The organism is Novosphingobium flavum (assembly GCF_014230315.1).
GTDB lineage: Bacteria > Pseudomonadota > Alphaproteobacteria > Sphingomonadales > Sphingomonadaceae > Novosphingobium > Novosphingobium flavum.
Window position 1 is genome coordinate 108,095 of sequence record NZ_JACLAW010000001.1, and the last position, 24,903, is coordinate 132,997.

General features: G+C 67.6%; 22 protein-coding genes and 1 tRNA gene. 13 read left to right on the forward strand and 10 right to left on the reverse strand.

All coding sequences use genetic code 11. The features are described from left to right. The first annotated feature begins 12 nt into the window (after positions 1–12). The 10 genes from H7F51_RS00500 to chrA all read left to right on the forward strand — a co-directional run bounded on the left by H7F51_RS00500 (position 13) and on the right by chrA (position 9,223). Entirely contained in the window at positions 13–498 is a 486-nt protein-coding gene (locus tag H7F51_RS00500; protein WP_185662523.1) for a type III secretion system chaperone family protein, read from the forward strand. A gap of 68 nt (positions 499–566) precedes the next feature. Further along, the gene (gene proC, locus H7F51_RS00505) at positions 567–1,367 is read left to right on the forward strand and encodes a pyrroline-5-carboxylate reductase (protein ID WP_343061151.1); all 801 of its coding nucleotides are present in this window, start codon (positions 567–569) and stop codon (positions 1,365–1,367) included. Positions 1,368–1,511: 144 nt separating this feature from the next. Continuing rightward, positions 1,512–2,261: a Bax inhibitor-1/YccA family protein gene (locus H7F51_RS00510; RefSeq protein WP_185662250.1), complete on the forward strand. Its 750-nt coding sequence runs from the start codon at positions 1,512–1,514 to the stop codon at positions 2,259–2,261. Between the two features lie 175 nt (positions 2,262–2,436). Beyond that, positions 2,437–3,198, forward strand: coding sequence for a hypothetical protein (locus H7F51_RS00515; protein ID WP_185662251.1), 762 nt, complete (start codon positions 2,437–2,439; stop codon positions 3,196–3,198). Between the two features lie 115 nt (positions 3,199–3,313). Continuing rightward, positions 3,314–3,389 (forward strand) — tRNA-Ala (locus H7F51_RS00520). Between the two features lie 238 nt (positions 3,390–3,627). Next, a complete protein-coding gene (gene obgE, locus H7F51_RS00525; RefSeq protein WP_185662252.1) occupies positions 3,628–4,683 on the forward strand; it encodes a GTPase ObgE in 1,056 nt (351 codons plus the stop codon). Between the two features lie 244 nt (positions 4,684–4,927). Then, positions 4,928–5,317 (forward strand): hypothetical protein, encoded by a 390-nt coding sequence (locus H7F51_RS00530; protein ID WP_185662525.1) that lies wholly within the window; start codon positions 4,928–4,930, stop codon positions 5,315–5,317. A 229-nt stretch (positions 5,318–5,546) separates the two neighbouring features. Then, entirely contained in the window at positions 5,547–6,686 is a 1,140-nt protein-coding gene (gene proB / locus H7F51_RS00535) for a glutamate 5-kinase (RefSeq protein ID WP_185662253.1), read from the forward strand. A 10-nt stretch (positions 6,687–6,696) separates the two neighbouring features. Then, entirely contained in the window at positions 6,697–7,611 is a 915-nt protein-coding gene (locus tag H7F51_RS00540) for an NAD-dependent epimerase/dehydratase family protein (RefSeq protein ID WP_185662254.1), read from the forward strand. A gap of 298 nt (positions 7,612–7,909) precedes the next feature. Next, positions 7,910–9,223 (forward strand): chromate efflux transporter, encoded by a 1,314-nt coding sequence (chrA, locus tag H7F51_RS00545; protein ID WP_185662255.1) that lies wholly within the window; start codon positions 7,910–7,912, stop codon positions 9,221–9,223. Between the two features lie 234 nt (positions 9,224–9,457). Here the strand turns inward: chrA and H7F51_RS00550 are convergent, their stop codons facing one another. The 6 genes from H7F51_RS00550 to cobA all read right to left on the reverse strand — a co-directional run bounded on the left by H7F51_RS00550 (position 9,458) and on the right by cobA (position 17,151). Then, on the reverse strand, positions 9,458–13,084 hold the full coding sequence (locus H7F51_RS00550) for a beta strand repeat-containing protein (RefSeq protein ID WP_185662256.1): 3,627 nt from the start codon (positions 13,082–13,084) through the stop codon (positions 9,458–9,460). Between the two features lie 117 nt (positions 13,085–13,201). Further along, positions 13,202–14,026 (reverse strand): phosphoadenylyl-sulfate reductase, encoded by an 825-nt coding sequence (locus tag H7F51_RS00555; protein WP_185662257.1) that lies wholly within the window; start codon positions 14,024–14,026, stop codon positions 13,202–13,204. Beyond that, positions 14,010–14,453 (reverse strand): DUF934 domain-containing protein, encoded by a 444-nt coding sequence (locus tag H7F51_RS00560; protein ID WP_185662258.1) that lies wholly within the window; start codon positions 14,451–14,453, stop codon positions 14,010–14,012. The genes H7F51_RS00555 and H7F51_RS00560 overlap by 17 nt, the downstream gene beginning before the upstream one ends. Further along, on the reverse strand, positions 14,446–16,074 hold the full coding sequence (locus tag H7F51_RS00565) for a nitrite/sulfite reductase (RefSeq protein ID WP_185662259.1): 1,629 nt from the start codon (positions 16,072–16,074) through the stop codon (positions 14,446–14,448). Before H7F51_RS00565 ends, H7F51_RS00560 begins: the two co-directional genes overlap by 8 nt. 1 nt (position 16,075) lies before the next feature. Continuing rightward, a complete protein-coding gene (locus tag H7F51_RS00570; protein WP_185662260.1) occupies positions 16,076–16,372 on the reverse strand; it encodes a DUF2849 domain-containing protein in 297 nt (98 codons plus the stop codon). Further along, on the reverse strand, positions 16,369–17,151 hold the full coding sequence (cobA, locus tag H7F51_RS00575; RefSeq protein WP_185662261.1) for a uroporphyrinogen-III C-methyltransferase: 783 nt from the start codon (positions 17,149–17,151) through the stop codon (positions 16,369–16,371). The genes H7F51_RS00570 and cobA overlap by 4 nt, the downstream gene beginning before the upstream one ends. A 200-nt stretch (positions 17,152–17,351) precedes the next feature. Between cobA and H7F51_RS00580 the strand changes: the two genes are divergently transcribed. The 3 genes from H7F51_RS00580 (at position 17,352) to H7F51_RS00590 (ending at position 20,396) form a co-directional block, all read left to right on the forward strand. Further along, a complete protein-coding gene (locus H7F51_RS00580; protein WP_185662262.1) occupies positions 17,352–17,930 on the forward strand; it encodes a DnaJ domain-containing protein in 579 nt (192 codons plus the stop codon). A 172-nt stretch (positions 17,931–18,102) separates the two neighbouring features. Next, entirely contained in the window at positions 18,103–18,735 is a 633-nt protein-coding gene (locus tag H7F51_RS00585; RefSeq protein WP_185662263.1) for a gluconate 2-dehydrogenase subunit 3 family protein, read from the forward strand. A gap of 11 nt (positions 18,736–18,746) precedes the next feature. After that, a complete protein-coding gene (locus H7F51_RS00590) occupies positions 18,747–20,396 on the forward strand; it encodes a GMC family oxidoreductase (protein WP_185662264.1) in 1,650 nt (549 codons plus the stop codon). 60 nt (positions 20,397–20,456) lie between these two features. Here the strand turns inward: H7F51_RS00590 and H7F51_RS00595 are convergent, their stop codons facing one another. The 4 genes from H7F51_RS00595 to H7F51_RS00610 all read right to left on the reverse strand — a co-directional run bounded on the left by H7F51_RS00595 (position 20,457) and on the right by H7F51_RS00610 (position 24,805). Further along, on the reverse strand, positions 20,457–21,353 hold the full coding sequence (locus H7F51_RS00595) for a mechanosensitive ion channel family protein (RefSeq protein ID WP_343061152.1): 897 nt from the start codon (positions 21,351–21,353) through the stop codon (positions 20,457–20,459). Then, a complete protein-coding gene (gene metC / locus H7F51_RS00600) occupies positions 21,350–22,600 on the reverse strand; it encodes a cystathionine beta-lyase (protein WP_185662266.1) in 1,251 nt (416 codons plus the stop codon). The genes H7F51_RS00595 and metC overlap by 4 nt, the downstream gene beginning before the upstream one ends. Positions 22,601–22,615: 15 nt before the next feature. Then, on the reverse strand, positions 22,616–23,470 hold the full coding sequence (gene sseA / locus H7F51_RS00605) for a 3-mercaptopyruvate sulfurtransferase (protein ID WP_185662267.1): 855 nt from the start codon (positions 23,468–23,470) through the stop codon (positions 22,616–22,618). A gap of 141 nt (positions 23,471–23,611) precedes the next feature. Beyond that, the gene (locus H7F51_RS00610; RefSeq protein WP_185662268.1) at positions 23,612–24,805 is read right to left on the reverse strand and encodes a hypothetical protein; all 1,194 of its coding nucleotides are present in this window, start codon (positions 24,803–24,805) and stop codon (positions 23,612–23,614) included. Positions 24,806–24,903: the final 98 nt, after the last annotated feature.

Sequence of the window (24,903 nt, forward strand, 5' to 3'; positions counted from 1 at the left end):
GACCAGCACGACATGGAACGCGACGACGATGCCGCTCCGGTCGAAATGCTTGCGTCGCTTTTCGATGCGCGCGGCTGGCAATACGATTTCGTGGGCGACGACGAGATTACCGTCGAGGTCCAGGGGGCCTGGGCATCGTACCAGCTGCGCGGGATCTGGCGCCGCGAGGATCATGTCCTGCAGCTGCTGTGCCTGCCGGACATCCGCATTCCCGAAGACAAGCGACCGCCGATGTTCGAGGCGCTGGCCCTCGTCAACGAACAGATGTGGCTCGGCCATTTCGACGTCTGGTCGAACGGCATGGTCCTGCTCTACCGCCACGCCCTGATGCTGGGCGACGAGGGTCTGCTCTCGATCGCCCAGGCCCAGACCGTGGTCGAGGCCGCGATCGATGAGTGCGATCGCTTCTACCCCGTGTTCCAGTTCATCCTCTGGGGTGACAAGACGCCGGCCGAGGCCCTCGCCAGCGCGCTGGTCGACGCTGCCGGAGAGGCCTGAACGCCAAGGCTTGACGGCCGGGCCCCGCTTGCCCATCGCGCATTAATGGCAGCGAAAGGGATACGGCCGTGAGGATCTTGCAGTTCGGGTGCGGCAACATGGGCGGGGCCATGCTGGCCGGCTGGCTGGCCGGCGGGATCGCGCCGGAAAGCTTCACCGTGGTTGATCCCTATCTGGCCGAGGCTCCTGCCGGCGTCACCTTGCTGCGCGAAGCGCCCGCCGATGCTGCGCCCTTCGATGTCGTGTTGCTGGGCTTCAAGCCGCAGCAACTGGCAGACTCTGCCGCGCCGATCGTGCCTCTGGTGAGCGAGGGCACGGTGCTGCTCTCGGTCCTCGCCGGGGTCGATCTTGAAACGCTGCGGCGTCTGTTTCCGGCCGCCCGCGCCATCGTCCGGGTCATGCCCAATCTCGCCGCCGCCATGGGCAAGTCGCCGATCGGGCTGGTGGGCGAGGGGGATGCCGCCAGCCGCGCCGAGGTCGACGGCCTGATGGCCCCGCTCGGCCAGGCCGAATGGCTCACGGGCGAGGACCGGATGGACCTCGTTACCGCGCTCGCCGGCTCGGGCCCCGCCTTCGTCTACCGCATGATCGACGCGCTCGCATCGGGCGCCGCCGAGCTTGGCCTGCCGCGCGATCAGGCCGACCGCCTGGCCCTTGCCATGGTGGAGGGCGCCGCCGCGCTTGCCGCTGCCTCGCCCAATTCGCCCGGCGAACTCGCCGACCGCGTCGCCAGCCCCGGCGGCACCACCCGCGCCGGGCTCGACGTCCTCGATGCTGAAGGCCGCATCGCCGCGCTGATGACCGATACCCTGCGCGCCGCGCGTGATCGCAGCGCTGAAATGACCCGCGAGGCCCGCGCGCGCGGCTGAGGCGCGGCCGAACTGCCTGCAGCAACAATCCTGCGACAAAAGACAGGTGGGGCGCCCGTCCGGTTATTCTTGAAAGATTAAGCAGACAGGCCGATATTACGCGAGCCGGTCCGATCGGGGCTGGTCACAGGAGCTTTGAAGACAATGGCTAACTGGAACGATCCCCAGCCCTCGAACCGCAATGCGTGGTCGGGCTTCGGAGCCTCCGCGAGCTTCGCCCCGGCGAACCAGGCCGCCTATGACATGGGCCTGCGCCGCTACATGCTCTCGATCTACAATTACATGGCATCGGGCGTGCTGCTTTCGGGCATCGTCGCGCTGGTATTCGCCTCGTCTGGCGCGGCTGCGGCGGTTTTCGCCACCCCGCTGCGCTGGCTGATCGCGCTGGCGCCGCTCGGCTTCGTCATGGCGATGAGCTTCGGCCTCAACCGGATGCAGACCTCGACGCTCAAGGCGCTGTTCTGGGCCTTCGCCGTGTCCATGGGCCTGTCGCTGTCGTCGATCTTCTTCGTCTACACCGGCCCGTCGATCGCCACGACCTTCTTTGCAACGGCGGCGGCCTTCGCCGGCCTCAGCCTCGTGGGCTATACCACGAAGAAGAGCCTGTCGGGCTTTGGCACCTTCCTCATCATGGGGGTCTGGGGCCTGCTCGCGGCGATGGTGATCAACATGATCTGGCCCTCGCAGGGGCTGGGCCTGGTGATCTCGCTGCTCGGCGTGCTGATCTTCGCGGGCCTCACCGCCTACGATACCCAGCGGCTCAAGGAACAGTATGCCTACGTGGCCGGGTCGGACATGATGGGCAAGGTCGTGATCATGGGGGCGCTGAGCCTCTACCTCGACTTCATCAACATGTTCACCTTCCTGCTGCAGCTTCTGGGCGATCGCCGCTGATTGCGACGAACCGCAGCAATTCCCACGACTAATTGAGATGCCCGGCGGTCCGAATGGTCTGCCGGGCATTTTCATATGCTGCGTTAACCACTAGATGATGCGCTTAAGGCTGGCGCAAGGTGCGCCGTGCCATGGTCGCCTGGGCCGCAGCGTCGGCCATCCGGAGGGGTGTTGAATGATCCGTTTCACCATGCAGCATGCCGCACTCGTGGCGGCCATCGGCGCAGCAGGGCTGCTCGCCGCCTGCGGTGAAAAGGCTCCCCCGCCCGCGCCCCTGCCGCCCCCGCCGCCCCCGCCGCCGGTGGCGATCGTGATCCCGCCGCGGCCCACGCCGCCCTTCGGTGCTTCGACCACGCTGTTCGTTCCCCCGGTCGATGCCACGGGCCTGCGCTACAGCGTCAACCGCAACATCACCCCAGCGCAGACCCTGTGGAACCTGCGCTCGGCCTACAACGTCGCGGCGCTCAACTGCCACGATCCGCGGCACACCGATATCCTCACCAACTACAAGGCCTTCCTCAAGGCTCACGCGGCGGGGCTGTCCAAGGCGAACAAGACCGTCGATGCCGAGTTCCGCAAGAAGTACGGCAACGGCTTCGTCGTCCCGCGCGAAAAGTACATGACCGAGGTCTATAACCACTACGCCCTCCCGCCAACGATGAGCGAGTTCTGCACCGCCGTCCTCGCGATGAGCCGCGATGCCCTCGTGGTGAAGCCGGTCGAGCTGGAGGCGTTCGCCGCGCGCAGCCTGCCCAACGTCGAGGTGGTGTTCGACAATTTCTATCGCCGCTACGACGAGTACAAGGTCAACCTCGCCGACTGGCAGGCCAAATATGCCCCCGCGCCGACGCCCGTCGTGCTGCCCGGTTCATCGAGCCCGGCGGTGGGCACCAATGTCTCCGCCGCGGCGGCCGCGGCAGGCCGCCCGGCCTCGTAAGCGAAGCGCGCGGCGAAGTGCATTTTGCGCTTCCCAAGGGCGGTACCCTTCGCTAAGGGGGCCGCTCCCGCAGGCAGCCACCCCCCGGTGGCCGGCCTCGGGCTCGCACTGGAACGGGGCCGTAGCTCAGCTGGGAGAGCGCGTCGTTCGCAATGACGAGGTCAGGGGTTCGATCCCCCTCGGCTCCACCAGTGTACTGTAAATTGCCACATCCCGGCCTGCGAACGGCACCTATCTGCGCTTCCGGTGCTCACGACCCTGATGGTCGCTGCGCGCCGGTTCTCGAAAGGCACCATTCTCGGCTCGGGCTGAGGCAATTTCCAGCACGCTGGCCATCCATTCCCGCTCAGCCTGAGCTTGTCGAGCCGAAGGCCAGCGAAGCTAATGTCGCGCGCGACAAATGCCTCATAAACCGTTAGATCGCCCACCATGCATTTTCTCGACCAGGCCAAGATCTATGTGCGCGCCGGTTCCGGCGGGCCCGGTGCCGTCTCGTTCCGGCGTGAAAAATACGTCGAATACGGCGGGCCCGATGGCGGCAACGGCGGCAAGGGCGGCGATATCGTGTTCGAGGCCGTGGCCGGTCTCAACACCCTGATCGACTTTCGCTACACCCAGCATTTCAAGGCCCCGCGCGGCGGCCACGGCATGGGCAAGAACCGCAACGGCGCGGGCGGCAACGACCTCGTGGTCAAGGTCCCGGTCGGCACCCAGATCATCTCGGACGAAGATCGCGAAACCGTGCTCGCCGACCTTACCGAGGCCGGCCAGCGCGTCGTCTTCCTCGAAGGCGGGCTCGGCGGGCGCGGCAACGCATCTTACAAGACCAGCACCAACCGCGCACCGCGCCAGCACCAGCCCGGCATCACGGGCGAGGAAATGTGGGTCTGGTTGCGGCTCAAGCTGCTGGCCGATGCCGGCCTCGTCGGCCTGCCCAATGCCGGCAAGTCGACCTTCATCAACAAGATCACCAACACCAAGGCCAAGGTGGGGGACTATGCCTTCACCACCCTGCGCCCGCAGCTCGGCGTGGTCAGCCACAAGGGCCGCGAATTCGTCCTCGCCGACATTCCCGGCCTGATCGAAGGCGCCGCCGACGGGGCAGGGGTGGGCGACCGCTTCCTTGGCCATATCGAGCGCTGCCGCGTCCTCATCCACCTGATCGACGTCCACGGCACCGACCCGGTCGAGGCGATGGACATCGTTGAGGCCGAACTCGAAGCCTATGGCGGCGGGCTGGATGAAAAGCCCCGCCTCGTCGCGCTCAACAAGATCGACCTCGTCGATGCCGAACTGGTCGAAGCTTTCTCCCGCGAACTGAAGGAAGCCGGCGCGGACGAGGTCTTCCCGATCTCCGGCGCCAGCGGCGCAGGCATCCAGGCCCTGCTCGACGCCGTGATCTCCTACCTCCCCGCCGCCACCGTCACCGAACGGCCCGACGGCGAACGCGAGGAACAGGACGACACCCCGTGGTCCCCGATCTGAGCGGACGAATAAGCGTCAGGAATACGTGATTAATGCAGGGGTCAATACTCCTGCACCCCAATCCGTCGCCCGGCGATGCGTTCGCGCGCCAGGTTGCCTTCCTCGCAGGCGGGCCACGCCAAAAATGACGATCTGAGCGAGCGAAGGCTATCGGAAGGGGCGGCGCAGTGCGTGCGATTTGCGTCCGAGACTTTGTTTGACCATGTTTGCCTCCACTTGTGGCAAGGGGCATAGTTTCACGGTCATGGAATTCCTGTTTGAACTGATCTTCCAGCTCTTCGGCGAACTCCTTATCCAGTTGCTCTTCGAAGCCGCTGCCGAACTGGGGCTTCGCTTGGTCGCCGCGCCAATCACCCGGCCTCGTCACCCGCTTTTCGCATCACTGGGTTTCAATCTATGGGGCGCGATTGCGGGCGGAATCAGCCTTCTGGTCCTGCCGAAGTCTCAAATTACAAATCCAGATTTCCGGATTGCGGCGGTGTTCGTGGTGCCGTTCGTCATGGGCTTCGTTATGCTCCAGGTCGGCAAGTTGAGAGCCCGAAGGGGGCAGGGTCTGGTCGGGCTTGACCACTTCTGGAACGGTTTTGCCTTCGCCTTTGCCATGGCCCTTGTGCGCTACCTTTTTGCCCATTGAACTTGTCTCCCGCCGCCAAGGCCGCGCAATCCCCATCCCCGCTCACCACGGCTGCGCCGGAAGACGGCAAGGGGTTTGGGGCCCATGGCCCCGGGATCATTTCCCGTTCCTCCCATCTTCCATCAGCCCCATCCCAGACTCCTCCCGCCGCAGTCCGCCCTGCGCGCACGATAGCCCGCGCGTCATCGCGCCTTGCATCGCCGCGCATTTTCCCTAATCCGCTGGCTCAATGAAAATCGCCACGCTTGCAGACCTCGGTAGCCCCCAGCTTTGTCCCCGCCTGGTGGTCAAGGTCGGTTCGGCCCTGCTCGTCGCCAAGGACGGTCCCCGCCGCGCATGGATCGAGGCGCTGGTCGGCGAACTGGCCGCCGCCCGCGCGCGCGGGCAGGACGTGATCGTGGTCAGCTCCGGTTCGATCGCGCTCGGCGCGGGCAAGCTGGGGCTGGACAAGGGCGGGCGCGGCAGTCTCGCCGATGCCCAGGCTGCGGCCGCCGTCGGACAGATCGCGCTGTCCGGCCTCTGGGCCGAATTGCTCGGTGCTCACGGCATCACCGCCGCCCAGATCCTGCTCACGCTGGAAGATCTGGAAGACCGCCGCCGCTATCTCAACGCCACGGCCACGCTCACCCGCCTGCTTGAGGCCGGGGCCGTGCCGGTGATCAACGAGAACGATTCGGTCGCCACCCAGGAAATCCGCTTTGGCGATAATGACCGCCTCGCCGCCCGCGTCGCCCAGGCCGCTCACGCCAGCGCGGTCCTGCTCCTGTCAGACGTCGACGGGCTCTACGACCGCAATCCCAAGGACCCGGCGGCAAAGTTGCTCGCGGTCGTTCACGGCGTCACCCCGGAAATCCACGCCATGGCCGATGGCGGCTCCGGCTCGGGCCTCGGATCGGGGGGCATGACCTCCAAGCTCCAGGCCGCCGAGATCGCCGATGTCGCCGGCATCGCCCTCGTCATCGGCAACGGCACCAGGGACGCGCCGATCGCCCGCGTGATCGAGCAGGGCGTCGGCACCCTGTTCCTGCCGCGTGATCGCGGACGCAAGGCCAAGGCGCGCAAGGCCTGGCTCGGCGGCCGCCTGCGGCTAAAGGGCACGCTCACCGTCGATGCCGGCGCCGCCCGTGCCCTCGGTACGGGCGCCAGCCTGCTCGCCGCCGGGATCACCGCGGTCGAGGGGCATTTCGTGCGCGGCGATGCCGTCGCCATCCGCGCGGCAGACGGCACCACGCTCGCTCACGGCCTCAGCGAATACGACGCGGCCGAATGCGCCCGCCTGATGGGCCGCCAGTCGGCCGATCATGCCGAACTGCTCGGCTATGAACCTCGCTCGGCCATGGTCCACCGCGACCAGCTCGTGCTGCTGTGACCCTGCCGGAATGACTCTCGTTGCCATTACCGGCGCGACCGGCTTCGTCGGCCAGGCCCTGATCGAGCGGGCGCTGGGCGACGGGATCGAGGTCCGCGCGCTCACCCGCGCCGACCAGCCGGCCCGCAAGGGCGTCACCTGGGTCAAGGGCGATCTGGCCAACATCCGCGCGCTCGCCCGGCTGATGAAGGGGGCCGAGGCGGTGATCCACGTCGCCGGGGTGATCAATGCTCCCGATCCCGCCGGGTTCGAGGCGGGCAACGTCACCGGCACGCTCACCGTGATCGAGGCCGCGCGCAAGGCGGGCGTACCGCGCTTCGTCTTCGTGTCCTCGCTCTCGGCGCGCGAGCCCGACCTTTCGGCCTATGGCGCGAGCAAGGCCAAGGCCGAGAAGCTGGTCAAGTCGAGCGGGTTGGACTGGACCATCGTCCGCCCTCCGGCGATCTACGGCCCGCGCGACAAGGAAATCCTCGAACTGTTCCGCATCGCCCGCTGGGGTGTGCTGCCGATGCCGCCAAAGGCGGGCCGCGCCTCGCTGCTCCATGTTGATGATCTCGCCCGCCTGCTGCTCGCGCTGGTCCCGCCCTCGCGTAATACAGGGCACAAGGTGTTCGAGCCTGACGATGGCCGCCCCGGCGGCTGGAGCCACTACGAACTGGCCCGTGCCATCGGCTGGGCCGTCGGCCGCCGTCCGCTTGTGCTTCACCTCTCGCAGCGCCTGCTGGACGGCGTCGCCTGGGCCGATGCCCGCCTGCGCGGGGACAGGGCCAAGCTCACGCCGGACCGGGTCGGCTACATGTGCCATCCCGACTGGGTCGTGCGCGAACGCGCCCGCCCGCCGCAGCGCCTGTGGCAAGCCCGGATCGAGACTCGCCAGGGGCTGGAAACGACGGCCCGCTGGTACTGTGACGAGGGCTGGCTCTAGTTCGCCTGGATATTCCGGGTCCAGACAGGCTGTCCGTTGTCAGGATCTTCCGCGGCTACCGAGCGGCCGGCGCGTTCGGGGAGCAGGCTGCCGCCAACGCCAAACCCGCTCATCCTGCGCGGAGGTGGTAGTGCCCTGATGTCCTCGCAAGCCCATCATGGCCTTCCAGCCCTTGTGAGGGCAGGGCGTAGTTGCTAGGGGTTGGGTGCGGGGCCAAGCAACCTCCCGCTCAGGCGAGCCTCGCCCAAGCGTTGCCTCAATCGCCCGCGGTCTGCGGGCAAAGGGGCATGGTTCACGCATGGCGTCCAATTCTCCATCACCGTCTTTCGCCGAAGTCGTGCGCGTCTTCGCGCGGATCGGCGCACTCAGTTTCGGCGGTCCGGCCGGGCAGATCGCCCTGATGCACCGCGAACTCGTCGATGAGCGCTGCTGGGTCAGCGAAGACCAGTTTCTCCACGCGCTCAACTTCTGCCACCTGCTGCCCGGCCCCGAAGCCCAGCAACTTGCCACCTGGATCGGATGGAAGCTGCACGGTCTGCGCGGGGGGCTCGTGGCGGGCCTGCTCTTCGTCATTCCCGGGGCGGCGGTCATGCTCGGGCTCTCGCTGCTCTATGCCCACGCGGCGGGATTGGCTTGGTTCTCCGCGCTGTTTCTGGGGGTCAAGGCGGCGGTGCTCGCCATCGTCTTCCAGGCCTTGCGCCGCATCGCCGGCCGCGCGCTCAATACCCGTTTCAAGGAGGGGCTCGCGCTCATTGCCTTCCTCGCCCTGTTCCTGCTCGACCTGCCGTTTCCGCTGGTCGTCCTTTCCGCCGGGGCAATCGGCATGGCCGTGGCCCTTGCCCGGCCTGACCTACTTGCGCTGAAACCGCCGCCGGCGGCCGCCGAGCCCGCACCTCGCCCATGGCGCCAGACCGTCGTCACGATCCTGGCCTGGGCTGCGCTCTGGGCCGCGCCGATGCTGGCCGTGCTTTTGCTGCTTGGCCCCGGTCACGTGCTGTGGACCCTCGGCCTGTTCTTCTCCAAGCTCGCCGTGGTCACCTTCGGCGGTGCCTATGCGGTTCTTGCCTATATGGCCCAGCAGGCGGTCCAGACTTTCGGCTGGCTCTCCGCAGGTGAAATGGCCGACGGCCTCGGCCTTGCCGAAACCACGCCGGGGCCGCTGATCATGGTCACCCAGTTCGTTGGCTTCCTCGCCGCCTTCCGCGCGCCTGAACCGTTCAGTCCGTTCATGGCCGGCCTGCTCGGCGCCCTGCTCACCACCTGGGTGACATTCGCCCCCTGCTTCCTCTGGATCTTCGCGCTCGCGCCGTGGATGGAGCGGCTCGAACAGGCTCGCCGCCTCGCCGGAGGCCTCGCCGCGGTCACCTCCGCCGTCGTCGGGGTGATTGCCAACCTCACGGTCTGGTTTGCCCTCCACGTCCTGTTCACCCGGGTCGAACGGCTGGAGCTTGGTCCCCTGCACCTGTCCCTGCCCGAATGGTCCAGCCTCGACTGGCGCGCCGCCGTGCTGACTGCCCTCGCAGCCCTGCTGATATTCCGCTTCAACCAGTCGATGCCCCGGGTGCTCGCCATCTGCGCGTTCTGCGGCGTGGCGCTGGGGGCAGTCGCCTAGGGAATCCTGCGTTAAATCGGCAGCGCCATTGCGCGCAGCCGCAGGTCACGCGGCAATCCAGAGCCTTCGCGCAAAGCAGTTCTGGATTGCCGCGCGGCTTCCTCGCAATGGCGAGTGGTCCAGATCAGGCGCACGGTGTTTCAGGTGTGTCGGGGAACAGGTGAGGGCTCTGCAGGGAAGCCATGCCCGCGCCGTGTTGCCGTCCACGGGGCGGGGCAGGGCTCCTGTCGGCCATCAGACCAGCCAGAAGTCCGAGGCGTCGAGCACCGGTCTGTTCGACAGCATGGCGATCTGCACCTGCGCCGCCTTGCCCGAACCATCGACGTCATAATAGAGCGCGCCGGTCGACTGGTTGTAGATGATGTGCTGGCTTGCCGTCACTGCCGCCTTGCCGGCAATGAATTCGGAAGGTGCCAAGGCCCCCGCGCTCAAACCTGCAAGGGCCGCGTAGGCGCTGCGCACGAATTCGAACCGGTCCGTGCCGTGGACGAAGTCCTGGATGGTATCGCGCGCCGAATTGATCTCCAGGATGGTGAAGCGGAACGCGTCACGCCCGAGCCCACCAGTCAGGCTGTCCGCCCCGCCGCCACCCACCAGCGTATCGTCGCCCGCCATGCCGTTCAGCAGGTTGGCGGCGGCATTGCCAGTCAGGACGTTGCCCAGTTCGTTGCCGGTTCCGCTGAGTGCAGAAGTTCCGAGCAGCGTCAGGTTCTCGAGATTGGCACCCAGCGTCCAGCTCAATTTCGCCGTGACCGTATCCGTCCCTTGTCCCGCCAGTTCGGTGACGAAGTCGCCGTTCACATCGACCACGTAGGTGTCATTGCCCAGCCCGCCGATCAGGGTGTCCGCCCCGGCGCCGCCGTCGATGACATCGTCTCCGGCCAGCCCCGTGATCACGTTGGCCAAGGCATTGCCGGTCAGCGCATCGCCAAAGGCCGATCCGGTGAGGTTCTCCAGCGCATCGCCCAGCACATCGCTGCCCGAACCGCCCGTCGCCTGCGCCGTGCCGACCAGCGACAGGTCCACCCGCACGGCCCCGGCCGCATCGTCATAGGCCAGCGTGTCCAAGCCCGCGCCGCCGGTGATGGTGTCACTGCCAGCGCCGCCGCTCAGCCAGTCATTCCCGCCCCCGCCACCGAGCGTATCGTTCCCGTCGAGCCCGTAGAGCCGGTTGGCCCCGTCATTGCCGACCAGCCCGTTGCCGAGCCCGTTCCCGGTCCCGTCCCAAGCCTGGGTCCCCGCCGCCAGCGTCAGGTTCTCGAGATTGGCGCCCAGTGTCCAGCTCAGCCGGGCCGTGACCGAGTCCGTCCCTTCGCCCGCCAGCTCGGTCACCCCGTCGCCCGCGTCGTCCACCACATAGCTGTCGCTGCCCAGCCCGCCGATCAACGTGTCCGCCCCGGCACCGCCGTCGATGACATCGTCCCCGGCCAGCCCCGTGATCACGTTGGCCAAGGCATTGCCGGTCAATGTATCGCCAAAGGCTGAGCCGGTGAGGTTCTCCAGCGCATCACCCAACACATCGCTGCCCGAACCCCCGGTCGCCTGCGCCGTGCCGACCAGCGACAGGTCGACCATCACTCCGGCGACGGCGTCGTCATAGGTGAGCGTATCGATCCCGTCGCCGCCAGTGATCGCGTCGTTCCCGGCCTCGCCGCTCAGCCAGTCGTTCCCGGCCCCGCCGTCGAGCGTATCGTTGCCCGCCCCGCCCGAGAGCAGGTCGTTCCCGGCAAGTCCGGACAGGCGGTCGGCCCCGACGCCGCCGGTCAGGGTGTCCGCCCCGGCGGTCCCGGTCAGCGTCACTCCGCCCGCATAGTCAGGCAGGGCAAGCGCGCCGTCATCGAACACCAGCCACTCGACCCCGCTAAGGTGATCCGAACCCTGATCCCCGTCGGCGAGGTTGTGGTCCGTCACCAGATAGCCCCCGGTCCCATCCTGGCTGACGGCAAAGTCGGCCATCAGGCCCAACACGTGGAATCGATCCGTCCCCGCGCCGCCGTAGACCGTTTCTGTCCCGGTCCCGCCCCAGGCCTCGTCGTCCCCGGCGCCAAGGCTGATCGTGCTGGCCCCGCCGAAGCTGGCCTGGACCATGTCGTTGCCCGCACCAAGAGTGACCGTGTTGGCGCCCCCGCCAAGCCCGATCGAATAGGCCTCGAACCCGGCAAAGCTGCCGCGATTGCCGCTCACCGCTCCATCGGCGCTCACAGTGAACACCGACCCGGCCAGCGCGGAGAGATCGAGCAGCAAGGTATCGCTGCCCACCCCGCCGTTCAGCGCGATCGTCGCCCCGGCCGCCAGTGCCGCCGCATCGACAAACACCGTGTCGTCTCCGTCGCCGAAGGTCACGGACAGGTGCTCGATTTCGTCGAACTGCCCGTTCCCGGCAAAGCCCCAGAACCAGCCCGGCGCGGCATAGATGAAGCTGTCGGTATTGCCCCCGGTCACGCCGGCATCGCTGCGCACCAGGGTGTCGCTGCCCGCCCCGCCATAGACGTCGAAGGGCAGGGCGCCCGACAGGCTGAAGGTGTCTGCGCCCGCGGTGCCGACGAGGTAACCCGCCTCGAACCCGGTCAGGCTGGTCCCGTTCGAGAGCGAGGCGCTCCCGCTTGCTCCGTCCCAGTTGAAGGCAATCGCCCCGGCATTCCCCGAATAGTCCCCGCCCCAGAAGTCGAACCCGCTTCCGGCGTCGATCTGGTCCACCCCGCCGAGTGAATAGACCATGTCATCGCCCGCGCCGGTGGCCACCACATTGTGGCCGCCCCCCAGCGCCATGGAGAAGTTCTCGAAGTTTCCGTAAGTTCCGTGGCTGGTCAGCGCCGTGCCGCTGGCGTCGATGGCGAAGGTCGTGTCGGCGAAAACGGAAAAATCCACCTCCAGCGTGTCGCTTCCGCCCCCGCCGTCGAGGTTCATCGTCGCCCCCTGCGCCAGCGGCGCCACGTCGACATAGGCCGTGTTGTCCCCGTCCGAGAGCGCGACATTGACCTGCTCGATCCCGGCGAAGGTCGAGCTGCGCACCCAGCCATCGTAACTGCCGCCAACTCCGGCGATGAAGGCCGCCGAATAGGGCACGGTCAGCAACCCGCTCTCGTCCCACACCAGCACGTCGCGCCCGGCCCCGCCATCAACGGCAAAGCCATTGGCGCCGTTCAGGAAAAAGGCATCGTCCCCGCTGCCCCCGGTGATCGCGCCGCCCTCGACATGGCTGACATAGCTGCCGTTGGACACGGCGGCGAGGTTGCGATCCCCGTCCCAGCCGAACGAGATGTTCGCGGACCAACTCGAGAAATCTGCGATCCAGCTGTCGCGCCCGCCGCCCAGGTCGATCGTGTCGACCCCGCCGTTTGAGCGCACCGTGTCGTTCCCGCCCTGCAGTGTCACCCCATTGGTACCCGCGCCCAGCGTCAGGTCGAACTGCTCGAACCCCGCCCAGTTACCGTGATTGGTGCTGATCAGGAAGTTCACCCCCATGGCGAAGCTGGTCGAGGCAAAGGCGCTGAAATCGGCCTGCAACGTATCAAACCCGCCCCCGCCGCTGACGCTCAGCGAGGCCCCGGCGGCCAGCGGCGCGGCATCGACCGTCAGCGTGTCGCTACCAGTCGAAAGGACGGCAACCACCGCCTCAATCCCGTCGAAAGTCAGCTCGGCTTGCCCCGAACCCGCGCTCAGGCTGCCCGAGAACGAGCCGCCCGCTGCCGAGATCGCTCCCGTTCCGCCGTTTGCCGCAATCGACGACCAGTCGAGTGAAAGCGTGTCGATCCCCGCCTCGCCGTGCACCACGTCGATGCCGAGCAGGGGCTGGAACAGGTCGGCGCTATCGCCGCCGGTCAGAACATCGTTGCCGCTGGTGCCGGTAAATGTCGTCATGGGCCGGAGACTACACCGGCCGGCCCCCACCAGATTGCGAACTATCTCGGTTCCGGACGCAAAAAGGGCCGGACTTGCGGTCCGGCCCTTTTTGTCTAGCCACGCGGGGCAGGGCGGTCAGAATACCGGATCGAAATCCGGTGGCAGGTCGCTGCTCGCGCCTTCGCCTTCCGGCGTGCCCGGCAGGTGAATGCCGCACTCGGTCTTTTCCCAGCCCTTCCACCGGCCCGAGCGCGGGTCTTCGCCCGGCGCCACCTTGCTGGTGCAGGGCGAGCAGCCGATCGAGGGGTAACCCTCGGCCACCAGCGGGTGCGGCGGCAGGTCGTGCGCGGCGAAGTAGGCGGTGATGTCCTCGGCCGACCAGTCGATCAGCGGATTGATCTTGAGCCGTCCTTGCGCGTCCGACTTGTCCAACTCGAAGCGCGGCAGGTTGGCCCGGGTGCTCGCCTGGAACGACTTGCGCCCGGTGATCGAGGCATCGAAGGTCTCCAGCGCCCGCGCCAGCGGCTCGACCTTGCGGATCTCGCAGCAGCCGTCGGGATCGTAGGACCAGCGCAGGCCGTTCTCGTCCTTCGCCGCCAGCTTGGCCGGATCGGGCCGCAGGATCTGCACCCCGGTCAGCCCCAGCTGCTCGACCAGCGCGTCGCGGTAGGCCAGCGTTTCCGGGAAGTGCTTGCCGGTGTCGAGGAACAGCACCGGGGTTGCCGGATCGATCTCGGAGATCAGGTGCAGCAGCACCGCGCTCTCCGCGCCGAAGCTGGAAACCGCCGCCACGTCGCCGGCCAGCTTGTCCTTGAGCACGGCGCGCAGCCAGTCCTTCGTCTCGGAATGAGCGAACAGGCCGTTCAGCCGGTCGACGTCAGCCGCGGTGAACCGCGGGCCGGTGTCGATCCGGTCGATCTCGCGTCCCGGCGAGGCCATGGCTTCAGTTCCCCGCGCCATGTCCGTGCCTCTTCGCCCAGATCGGCGCCAGGCCGTCGACGGTCGGGCTGTAGACTTCCGGGTAGCGGGCCATGGCCGCTTCCGCGTCGGCGTGGTTCAGCTCGCGCTCCGGGGCGAAGCTGTCGAACCCGCAGCGGCGCAGATAGGCGAGCTGGTCGACCAGCACGTCGCCCACGGCGCGCAGTTCGCCAACATAGCCAGCTTCGCGCAGGATGCGCGCCGCCGAATAGCCGCGACCATCGCCGAACACCGGGAAGTTGACCTCGACCAGCTTGATCCGGTCAAGGTGCGGGATCAGGTCGCGCGCGTCGTCGCCCGGCTCGATCCGAACGGCGGCGGCATTGGTCTGGTCGCCGAAGGCGTCGACAGTCACGGCCGGATCGGCCACCGGCTCATCGGCGCGAAAACGGAACTGCGTCTCAACCATAAATCGCTTCCTTGAACGGGGCCATGCCGATGCGGCGATAGGTGTCGAGGAAACGCTCCTCGCCTTCCTTGTTCGCCAGGTAGACGTCGGTGGCCTTCTCGACCGCGTCGACGATGCCGTTCTCGTCGAAACCGGGGCCGGTGATCGTACCGAGCGAGGTATCCGCGCCCTCCGATCCGCCGAGCAGGAGCTGGTAATTCTCCACGCCCTTGCGGTCGACGCCGAGGATGCCGATGTGCCCGGCATGGTGGTGGCCGCAGGCGTTGATGCAGCCGGAAATCTTGAGCTTCAGCTCGCCGATTTCCTGCTCACGGGCCGCGAAGCGCTGCGAGATCTTCTGCGCCACCGGGATCGAGCGGGCATTGGCAAGGCTGCAGTAGTCCAGCCCCGGACAGGCGATGATGTCGCCGATCTTGTCGAGGTTGGCCGTGCCGAGGCCCGCCGCATCCAGCTTCTGCCACAGCGCATAAAGCTCGGCCTTCTGCACGTGCGGGAGGACGATGTTCTGCGCATGGGTCACGCGCAGCTCGTCGAACGAGTAGTCCTTGGCCAGGTCGCCCATCAGGCGGATCTGGTCGGCGCTGGCGTCGCCCGGAATCCCGCCCACCGGCTTGAGGCTGATCGTCACGACGACATAGCCCGGAATCCGGTGCGTATGGGTGTTGTTGTCCACCCACAGCGCAAAGTCCGGATCGCTGCGGTCCAGCGTGTCGACAAGGCCCGTTGCAAACGCCGGATCGGCGAACTGCACCTTGATCCGCTCCAGCTCGGCCAGCGGCGGCTCGATCCCTTGCGTGAGCAGGTGCGCGAACTCGGCCTCGACCTGGCGGGTATATTCGTCCTTGCCCAGCTCGTGGACAAGGATCTTGATCCGCGCCTTGTACTTGTTGTCGCGCCGGCCATGGCGGTTGTAGACGCGCAGGCAGGCCTCCGAATAGGTGATCATCTGGTCGATGGGCACGAATTCGTTGATGCACGGCGCCACCATCGGCGTCCGGCCCATGCCGCCGCCGACGTAGAAGGCCGCGCCCAGCTCGCCGGCCGCATTCTTCACGATCTGGATGCCGATGTCGTGCAGGCGCATGGCCGCGCGGTCGGTATCGCTGGCGATCACCGCCATCTTGAACTTGCGCGGCAGGAAGCTGAATTCCGGGTGGAACGTGGACCACTGGCGGATCAGCTCGGCATAGGGCCGCGGATCGACGACTTCGTCCGCGATCGCCCCGGCGTACTGGTCCGAGGTGGTGTTGCGGATGCAGTTGCCGCTGGTCTGGATCGCGTGCATTTCCACGCTCGCCAGATCGGCGAGGATATCCGGCGCATCCTCCAGCTTGATCCAGTTGTACTGGATGTTCTGGCGGGTGGTGAAGTGGCCATAGCCGCGGTCATACTTGTCCGCGATGTCGCCCAGCATCTTCATCTGCGCGCTCGACAGCGTGCCATAGGGCACGGCCACGCGCAGCATGTAGGCGTGCAGCTGCAGGTAAAGGCCGTTCATCAGGCGCAGCGGGCGGAACTGTTCCTCGCTGATCGAACCGTCAAGGCGGCGGCGGACCTGGTCACGGAAATCGGCGACGCGGGCGTCGACCATCTGCTGGTCGTAGCTGTCATACTTGTACATGTCAGATCACCCAGTTGCCGGCGGCGGGGTCGGCGGGCTTGAGGGAAAGGTCAAGGCGCACGGTCGGCCCCAGCGCGCGGATGCGCTCCTTGATGTGGGCCGGGCGAATGCCCTCTTCGGTGCGGGCACCGTCGATCACGTAAGGCGCGACCACGTGGCGCAGCGCATTCTCGCGCGCGGCGATTTCCTCGCCGTGCTCGCCCACGTCCACGGCCTCTTCCACGTGCCGCGACCAGCCTTCGCCGGTCCACCAAGTCACGTCGCCGGTCTTGAGGTCATTCCCCGTCAGAATCTTCACTTGGCAGCCTCCAGCGCGATTGCGCGCACATCAACTTCGTCCCGCGCCGCCACCTCGCCGATGACGATGAGCGCCGGGCTCTTCACCTTGTTCTTCGCCACGAGCGAGGCCAGCGCCGCGAGCGATCCGCGCAGCACCCGCATTTCGGGGCGCGTGGCGTTCTCGATCACCGCGACCGGCATCTCCGGGGCGAGGCCATCGGCGATCAGCTTGTCGGCGATCGCCTCGGCAGTCGCGACGCCCATGTAGATCACCAGCGTGCGGCCGACGCCGGCAAGACCCGACCAGTTCTGATCCGTCAAGCCCTTGCACTGGCCCGCCACGAAAGAAACCACACTGGCGGCATCGCGGTGCGTCAGCGGGATCTGCGCCGCCGCCGCCGCGCCCAGCGCCGCGCTCACGCCCGGCACCACCTCGACCGGCACCCCGGCCGCACGGCAGGCCTCGGCCTCTTCGCCGCCGCGCCCGAACACGAAAGGATCGCCGCCCTTCAGCCGCACCACATCGGTTCCGCCCAGCGCCTCGCGCACCAGCAGGTCGTTGATCCCCTCCTGCGGCAGGGTATGGCGCGAGCGGCTCTTGGCCACCGAAACCAGCCGCGCCGAGGGCCTGGCCATGGCGAGGATCGCCGGCTCGACCAGCCCGTCATGGACGATCAGCTTCGCGTTCATCACCAGCCGTGCCGCGCGAAGGGTCAGCAGGTCCGGATCGCCGGGACCGGCGCCGACCAGGAAAACCGTGCCGGGCTTTGCGCCGGCAGAAGGGGCAATCTTGCTCATGGTGGCGCAAATGGCCTCGCGCGCGGGTGAGCGCCAGCGAGAATGGCTTGGCCGGGGGGTAGGCCAGCTATTGCCGCACCCATCGGGCCAGCGCCCCACACCCGTCAAGACACTTGCGCCATTTCGCCCAGGACCAGCAAAATGACTGTATCCACCCCCTGAAAACCGATATGCTGCCGGATCGCGGCCGGGGAGTTCTAATGGAAAACGGGCAAGACTTCGTCGATTACTACGAAGTCCTCAAAGTAAATCCCGATTGCGACGCCAGAAAACTCGAGCTGGCTTACCACTACTTCGCCAAGATGTACCACCCGGACAATCCGGAGACGGCCGACGCGGACCGCTTCCACGACGTGCTCGAGGCCTACCGCGCGCTCAAGGACCCGGAAATGCGCGCTGCCTACGATAGCACGCACCCCCGCAAGGCCGCCAGGTCCGCCTACGGCTTTCCGCTGGATGGCGATATCGGCATCGACGAGAAAAGCGCGCTCGGCGATGCCGAGGCCCATGCCCGGATCCTGCTCAGCCTCTACAAGCGCCGCCGCGAACATGCCGTCGATCCGGGCGTGGTCGGCTGGTTCATCCAGGAAATGCTCGGCTGCACCGACGATCACTTCGAATTCCACGTCTGGTACCTGAAATCCAAGGGCCTCGTTGAAGTCACCGAGCAGGGCACCATCGCGATCACCATCGACGGGGTCGACCATGTCATCGCCACCAGCCGGACCAAGGCCGCCGAACCCCTGCTGATCCCGCAGGCCCCGCCGCCCGAGGACTGACCCCGGGGCAGGGGTGAACCAGCCCCGCACAACCTCCAGCGACGGATAATGGCGAACGGCAGGCATCCTCGCCGCTCAGGCCCCCATCCGGCAATGCGCAGTTTGCCGCATTCCCCGACAGGCGGTTCAGCCGCTGAATTTGGCAAGTTTCCGGCCAGATTCGGAGTGATCCGTGGACCAACCAATCCCCTCGCGCCGCCAGTTCCTGACCGCCATCGGCAACCTGACCAGTGCCGGCTGGATCGCCATCAACTGGCCGCAGATCGCCTTCGCCGCCGAGCAGGCGGGCCATGCCGGCCATGACATGCACGACATGCCGCCGCCGCCCGCCACGCTCACCACCCTGAACGCGGCCGATGCGGCCGACGTCGATGCCGTGGCGAACCTGATCGTGCCCGGCGGCGCCACGCCCGGCGCACGCGATGCCCGCGTCGTCTATTTCATCGACAACGCGCTCGGCAGCTTCTTTGCCGACCAGCTCCCCGCCTTCCGCCAGGGCCTCGCCGAATTCCGCCGCGGCCTCGCGGCCAAGTACGGGGCCGACAAGCCCTTCGCCGCCATGCCCGAGGCCCAGCAGATCGCCTGGCTGCGGACGGTGGACACGGCGCCCTTCTTCAGCGCGGTGCGGCGTCTCACCGTGCTCGGCCTCATCGCCATGCCGAAATACGGCGGCAACCACGACAACGTCGGCTGGAAGCTGATCGGGGTGGAGGACAACCACTACTGGGAGCCGCCCTTCGGCTACTACGACCGGGATTACGCGGGGTTCGAACCCTATCCCGGCACCAAGCCCTATACCGCCTGACGGAGGCCGACATGCCGAGCAAGACTTACAAGACCAGCGAGACCGTCGATTTCGTCATCGTCGGCTCGGGCGCCTCGGGCGGGATCATGGCGCGGGAACTGGCGCGCGCCGGCCACAGCGTCATCGTCATGGAGCAGGGGCCGCGCCTCGCCCCGCACGAATTCGACCACGACGAACTGAAAATTCGCCACCTCTCGGGGATCACCAACAACCCGGTCAGCAGTCCGCAGTCCTTCCGCCGCGATCCCGCCCAGAAGGCCGAGCGCATGCGCGGCCGCAACGCGTTGACCTATGCCCGCGTCGTGGGCGGCAGCAGCTCGCACTTCAACGCCAACTTCTGGCGCCTGCACGAGATCGACTTCATCGAGGGCAGCCGCCTCGGCTCCATTCCCGGCGCGAGCCTGGTCGACTGGCCGATCACCTATGCCGAACTGGAACCGTACTACACCAAGGTGGAATGGGAGGTCGGCGTCTCGGGTCTTGCCGGGGCCAGCCCGTTCGATCCGTGGCGTTCCAAGCCCTATCCGATGCCGCCGCTGCCGGTGAAATCGTCGGGCGTCCTGTTCGAGCGCGGCGCGCGCAAGCTTGGCCTGCACCCGTTCCCGGCACCGATGGCGATCAACTCGATCTATTACAAGAACCGCCCGCCCTGCGCCCAGTGCGGCCTGTGCGGCGGCTTCGGCTGCGAGGTCATGGCCAAGTCGTCGTCGGTCTGGACGGTCATTCCCGAGGCCGAGGCCACCGGCCGCTGCGAGGTGCGCCCGGAAAGCTACGTCTTCCGCATCGGCATGAACAAGGCCGGCCGCGCCACCGGCGTCCATTACTTCGACCACGATCGCAAGGAGCAGTTCCAGAACGCCCGGGCCGTGGTGGTCTGCGCCAACGGGGGCGAGACTCCGAAGCTGCTGCTCAACTCGGCCACCAACTCCCAGCCGGAAGGCCTCGCCAATTCCAGCGGCGCGGTCGGGCGCTACCTGATGCACAACAAGGGCGGCGGCGCCCAGGCCCGGTTCGAGCACCCGCTCAACGAGTACAAGGGCGCCAACGTCACCCGCATCCTGCACGATTTCTACGATTCCGATCCCCAGCGCGGCTTCTACGGCGGCGGCGGCTTCGATGCCCGCTCCGGCGGTCCGCTCACCTGGGGGCAGGATGTTCCCGACGGTACGCCGGGCTGGGGCGCCGGATTCAAGGAATACCTCGAATCCTACACGTTCTGGATGAACTGCTCCGGCCACGGAACGTCGCTGGCCGTGGAGTCCAACCGGGTCGACATCGATCCGGAACTGAAGGACGATTGGGGCGTGCCCGCGATCCGCGTCACCTACAAGGACCACCCGGACGACATCAAGCACGCCAAGTGGCAGGTCGAGCGCGCGGTCGAGATCATGGACGCGGCCGGGGCGAAGCAGATCGTTCCCGGGGAAGTCGGCAACACCACGGGCGGCGTCCACCTGCTCGGCACCTGCCGCATGGGCAACGACCCGGCCAGTTCGGTGATCGACAAGTATCACCGCACCCACGACGTGAAGAACCTGTTCCTCTGTGATGGTTCGAGCATGGTGACATCCGGCCGTGGCCAGCCGACCCAGACCATCGAGGCCCTCGCGTTCCGCGCCGCCGACTACATCAACCGGTTCGCACGGGCGAATGAGATCTGAGCGCGCGCAAGCGGCGGACCACCTGCAATGGCGGTCCGCCGCTTGTGTCTGCGCCCCGCGTCAATCCTCCCGCTCGATCCTGAGCGGCCCGCGAAAATGAATGTCGCGCTGGGGGAAGGGGATTTCCACCCCGTGTTCGCGGAACAGGTGCCAGACCTTCTTGAGCACGTCTGAGCGAATATTGCCGACGCCCTCTTCCGGGTCGTTGATCCAGCACTGGATCTCGAACTCGATGGCGTTGTCGCCGAAGGCGGAGAGCCAGACGGTCGGCTCGGGCTTGTTCATCACCCGCTTCACCGCGCGGGCGGCCTCCAGCATCAGCGCCTCGGCCTGGTCGATGTCGGAGCCATAGGCCACGGTCACCGGCACTTTCACCCGCACATCGCGCGAGGAATAGGACCAGTTCTCGACCTGGCTGGTCATCAGGATCTCGTTGGGGATCAGGTATTCGATCTTGTCGCGCGTGGTCACCGAAACGGCGCGGATGCCGATCTTCTTGACCTGGCCGACGGCGGGCGCGCCCTTGCCGCCATTGACCGCGATCACGTCGCCCGGCTTGATCGAGCGGTCCATCAGCAGGATGATCCCCGCGATCAGGTTGCCGAAGGTCTTCTGCAGGCCGAAGCCCACGGCAAGGCCCAGCGCGCCGGAAAAGACCGTCAGCGCGGTCAGGCTGATCCCCAGCGCGTCGATCCCGATCAGGATTGTCAGCACCCAGACAGCGAGCGAGACCAGCTTTTCCCCCAGCAGGCGCTGGGTCGGGTCGAGATTGGTCATGCGGGTGAACAGCCGCCGCACCACCCCGCTGGCGATCCGCCCGAAGGCGATCACCGCCACCAGTACGATCACCGCCAGCACGGCCCGGTAAAGCGAGATCCGCGTATGCCCGTAGTCGAAACCGATCGTGTCGCCCGCCTCGGCGATATCCGCGGCCCACTTGTGGAAGCGGGGGATCACGCCCCGCCGCCTGAAGCCGTCCACGCGGCAAGACCCCGTTCGAGGTCGGCGATCAGGTCCGCCGGGTCTTCCAGCCCGATCGACAGGCGCACGCCGAAGCGGTCGGCCTCGTCCATCCCCGCCAGCGGCCACGAACTGGCCGACCGGGCGCCTGCCGGGTCGAGCGGGGTGACAAGGCTCTCGAACCCGCCCCACGAATAGCCGATCCCGAACAGCGACAGGGCATCGATCAAGGCATTGCGCGCGGCGGCATCCTTGCCCCGCAGGACAAGGCTGAACAGCCCGCATCCGCCGGTGAAGTCGCGCCGCCACAAGTCGTATCCGGGCGATCCCGGCAGCATCGGACAGAGCACCCGCGCCACTTCCGGCCGCTCTTCCAGCCAGTGGGCGATCGCCAGCGCGCTCTGCGTCTCGCGCTCCAGCCGCACGCCCATCGTGCGCAGGCCCCTGAGCGCCAGAGCCGCATCGTCGGGCGAGACCACCTGTCCCATCACCTGCGCGGTCCGCCGCAGCTTCTGGTACCATTCGCGCGGCGCCGTCGCGCTGCCCATCATCAGGTCGGAATGGCCACCCACGTGCTTGGTCAGGCTCATCACCGAAATGTCCACCCCCAGCGACAGGGCGGCAAGGCCAAGCGGGCTGGCCCAGGTATTGTCGAGGATGACGCAGGCCCCCGCGCCATGCGCCATCCGCGCCAGTTCCGGCACGTCCTGCACTTCCATGGTCAGCGAACCGGGGCTTTCCAGCAGCACGGCCTTGGTCCGCTTGCACAGTTTCCCGGCAAAGCCGTCCAGATCCAGCGGATCGAACCAGCGCGTCTCGATGCCCCATTCGGCCAGGAACCCGCGCGCCAGCACCCGGCTCGGCTCATAGGCATTGTCGGTCATCAGCAGCACGTCGCCGGGGCGCACCGCCGCCAGCACGGCCCCGGCAATCGCCGCCACGCCCGATGGATAGAGCATGGTCCCGCCCTCCGGGCCCGCGCCCGGCTCCAGCGCGGTCAGGGCCTCGGCCAGGGCCCATTGGGTCGGCGCGCCGCGCCGGCCATAGTAGAACCGTCCGTCCTCGTTCTTGCGCGGCCCTTCCTTGAGCGCGGCCGTATCGGCGTAGAGATGAGTCGAGGCGCGCCAGACCGGCGGGCTCACCACGGCGCCCGGCTGGCCCGGCGTGCCGGTCCATTCCTCGCGCCGTCCGGCGCCGACCAGCCGGCTGGCCGGGCGCAATGTCTCAGGCGGGGTTTTCGTCATCGGTTCTTCGAGGTTTCAGGCGTGGATCGCCGCGCCCACGGCCTTGGGCGTATTCGGGTCGCCGCCCCACTCCGTCCAGCTGCCGTCATAAAGCGCCACGTCGTCCTTGCCGATCAGGTGCATGCCGAAGGCCACGACACAGGCCGTGATCCCGCTGCCGCAAGAAGTCACCACGGGCCGCGATAGATCGACGCCCGCCGCGGTGAAGGCCTCGGTCAGCCCGGCCGTGTCCTTGAACGTGCCGTCGGCATTGAACAGCCCGGTATAGGGTACGTTAAGCGCGCCCGGAATGTGCCCGCTGGCAAGGCCCGGCCGCGTCTCGGGCGAAGCCCCGGTAAAACGCGGCGCCCCGCGCGCGTCGACCACCTGCTCGGCCCGGCTCGCCACGTTGGCCAGCATCTGCGCCTTGTCGCGCAGTACCTTGTCGTCGGCCCAGGGGGTGAAATGGCGCCGCCGCAGCGTTTCCACGCCTTGGGCCAAGGGGCGTCCTTCCGCGATCCACTTGGCGATGCCGCCATCGAGGATCGCCACGTTGTGCGCCCCGAACAGCCGCGCCAGCATGAACCAGGCCCGCGCCGAGGTCTTGATCGCGCTATCGTCGTAAAGCACGATCCGGCTGCCGTCGCCCAGCCCCAGCGCCTGCATCCGGCTCGAGAACTTCTCGGCCGAGGGGAGGGTGCTCTCGATCCGGGCCTGCTCGTCGACCAGCTCCTCGAGGTTCATGAACACCGCGCCGGGAATATGCCCCTCGGCATATTCGGCATAAGCATCCCGTCCCGCCTCCGGCAGGTGCTTCGTTGCATCGACGATCCGAAGGTCGCTCGCGCCAATTTCGTTGGCGAGCCACTCGGTCGAAACCAGGCTGTCCATCTACGCGCGTCCTCCTCTTCGCCGCGTATGCGAATTCGCTGCGTATGCGAAGGGCTTAGCCCCGCAGTGGGGGTTCGTCGAGGGTACTAATGTATCATTGAACGGGCGCTGTACCGAAATCGATCTGCCCATTCGGGCATGTCATGCTGCCGCGCCGATCTCCCGCTGGCTGACCGCCCCGAAAATGCGCGGCCCCGTATCGAGTCGGAACGGGCGCAGCGGCCTTCCGGGCACCAGCGGCGTCTCGCCCACCACCACGGCCTGGGTCAGGACCATGCCCGCAGCCTCGGTCCGCAGCCGCACCAGCGGCACCAGCAGGGTCGCCGCCCCGGCGCGGATCGGGGTCACTTCGGCCAGCGGCAGGCGCAGCTCGCCCTTCAGTTCGGCGCTGGCGCCCGGTTCAAGCCCGCCCAGTTCGTGGCGCAGCTCCAGCCCGGTCCCGTCCGTGCCCAGCTGGCTCTCCGACGAGCGCGAGGCATGGGCCGCAATCATGTCGGCGGCTATGGCGATCGGGCCGAGCGGTTCGGCGCTGCGATTGGTCAGGCTCAGCCGGTATTGCAGCGTGGCATTGACCAGCGAGACGCTCAGCCGCTCGGCTTCCAGCACGAGGCTTACCGGAAAGTCGGGCAGGGCATAAGCGGGCGCGGAGGCAGGCGCGGGGGCCACCACTGGGGCAGCCACTTCGTCCTGCGCCGCCGCGCCGCCGTCCGCATCCGCCGCGTCCGTCTCGCTCACCGGGCGCAGCGGTTCGATCACCGGCACGGCCACGCCGCGCCGCCGCCACAGCAGGGCAAAGGCGCCGCCCGCGCCGATCAGGGCCGCCGGAATCAGCCACCACCAGGCGATCGAACCGCCCTGCGGTGCCGGGCCAGTCTCCGCCGAAGCCTGCGCTGTCGCTGCCGGAAGGGGAGCGACCGGCGCCGCGTCAGGCACCGCCGCCGCCGTGGTCGCTGCCGGACCAGGCACACCGGCCGCTGGCGCCCGCTGCGCCGGAGCGGCGGGCGCACCCGCAACCGGCGCCGGAGCAGCCGAAGCTGCCGCGCGCGGCCCGGCCGGGGAAACCGGGGCAGGGGTGATGGTCGCCAACGGCCCCGGCTGCGGGGTTACCGCCGGAGCCGGCGTCGCCACGACCGGGGCCACGACCGGCGCAGGCGCTGCCGCGGTCGGCGGCGGGGCGGCCGGATTCTCGGGATCGACCGGTCCCTGGGCTCGCGGCGCGGCCGTGCCCGGCTGCAAGCGAAAGTCACTGGCCGACTGCGCCAGCGCGCCGCCCGTTCCCATGACGCAGCCCATCGCCGCCGCCATCGGCAGCAAAAGCTTTGCGTTCCAATACATTGTGCGTTGCCCAGCCATGTCCCGCGCCAGTCTCCACCAGCCGCGCGCTGAATGGCGGGTTAACCGCCCCGGCGCAACCGCCGACTTGTGCGGCGAGC

Excerpts from the sequence above, each read along its gene's own strand:
- H7F51_RS00500 (WP_185662523.1), top strand. The coding sequence starts at position 13 with ATGGAACGCGACGACGATGCCGCTCCGGTCGAAATGCTTGCGTCGCTT.
- H7F51_RS00510 (WP_185662250.1), top strand. The coding sequence starts at position 1,512 with ATGGCTAACTGGAACGATCCCCAGCCCTCGAACCGCAATGCGTGGTCG.
- H7F51_RS00515 (WP_185662251.1), top strand. The coding sequence starts at position 2,437 with ATGATCCGTTTCACCATGCAGCATGCCGCACTCGTGGCGGCCATCGGC.
- obgE (WP_185662252.1), top strand. The coding sequence starts at position 3,628 with ATGCATTTTCTCGACCAGGCCAAGATCTATGTGCGCGCCGGTTCCGGC.
- H7F51_RS00530 (WP_185662525.1), top strand. The coding sequence starts at position 4,928 with ATGGAATTCCTGTTTGAACTGATCTTCCAGCTCTTCGGCGAACTCCTT.
- proB (WP_185662253.1), top strand. The coding sequence starts at position 5,547 with ATGAAAATCGCCACGCTTGCAGACCTCGGTAGCCCCCAGCTTTGTCCC.
- H7F51_RS00540 (WP_185662254.1), top strand. The coding sequence starts at position 6,697 with ATGACTCTCGTTGCCATTACCGGCGCGACCGGCTTCGTCGGCCAGGCC.
- chrA (WP_185662255.1), top strand. The coding sequence starts at position 7,910 with ATGGCGTCCAATTCTCCATCACCGTCTTTCGCCGAAGTCGTGCGCGTC.
- H7F51_RS00550 (WP_185662256.1), bottom strand. The coding sequence starts at position 13,084 with ATGACGACATTTACCGGCACCAGCGGCAACGATGTTCTGACCGGCGGC.
- H7F51_RS00555 (WP_185662257.1), bottom strand. The coding sequence starts at position 14,026 with ATGGCGCGGGGAACTGAAGCCATGGCCTCGCCGGGACGCGAGATCGAC.
- H7F51_RS00560 (WP_185662258.1), bottom strand. The coding sequence starts at position 14,453 with ATGGTTGAGACGCAGTTCCGTTTTCGCGCCGATGAGCCGGTGGCCGAT.
- H7F51_RS00565 (WP_185662259.1), bottom strand. The coding sequence starts at position 16,074 with ATGTACAAGTATGACAGCTACGACCAGCAGATGGTCGACGCCCGCGTC.
- cobA (WP_185662261.1), bottom strand. The coding sequence starts at position 17,151 with ATGAGCAAGATTGCCCCTTCTGCCGGCGCAAAGCCCGGCACGGTTTTC.
- H7F51_RS00580 (WP_185662262.1), top strand. The coding sequence starts at position 17,352 with ATGGAAAACGGGCAAGACTTCGTCGATTACTACGAAGTCCTCAAAGTA.
- H7F51_RS00590 (WP_185662264.1), top strand. The coding sequence starts at position 18,747 with ATGCCGAGCAAGACTTACAAGACCAGCGAGACCGTCGATTTCGTCATC.
- metC (WP_185662266.1), bottom strand. The coding sequence starts at position 22,600 with ATGACGAAAACCCCGCCTGAGACATTGCGCCCGGCCAGCCGGCTGGTC.
- sseA (WP_185662267.1), bottom strand. The coding sequence starts at position 23,470 with ATGGACAGCCTGGTTTCGACCGAGTGGCTCGCCAACGAAATTGGCGCG.
- H7F51_RS00610 (WP_185662268.1), bottom strand. The coding sequence starts at position 24,805 with ATGTATTGGAACGCAAAGCTTTTGCTGCCGATGGCGGCGGCGATGGGC.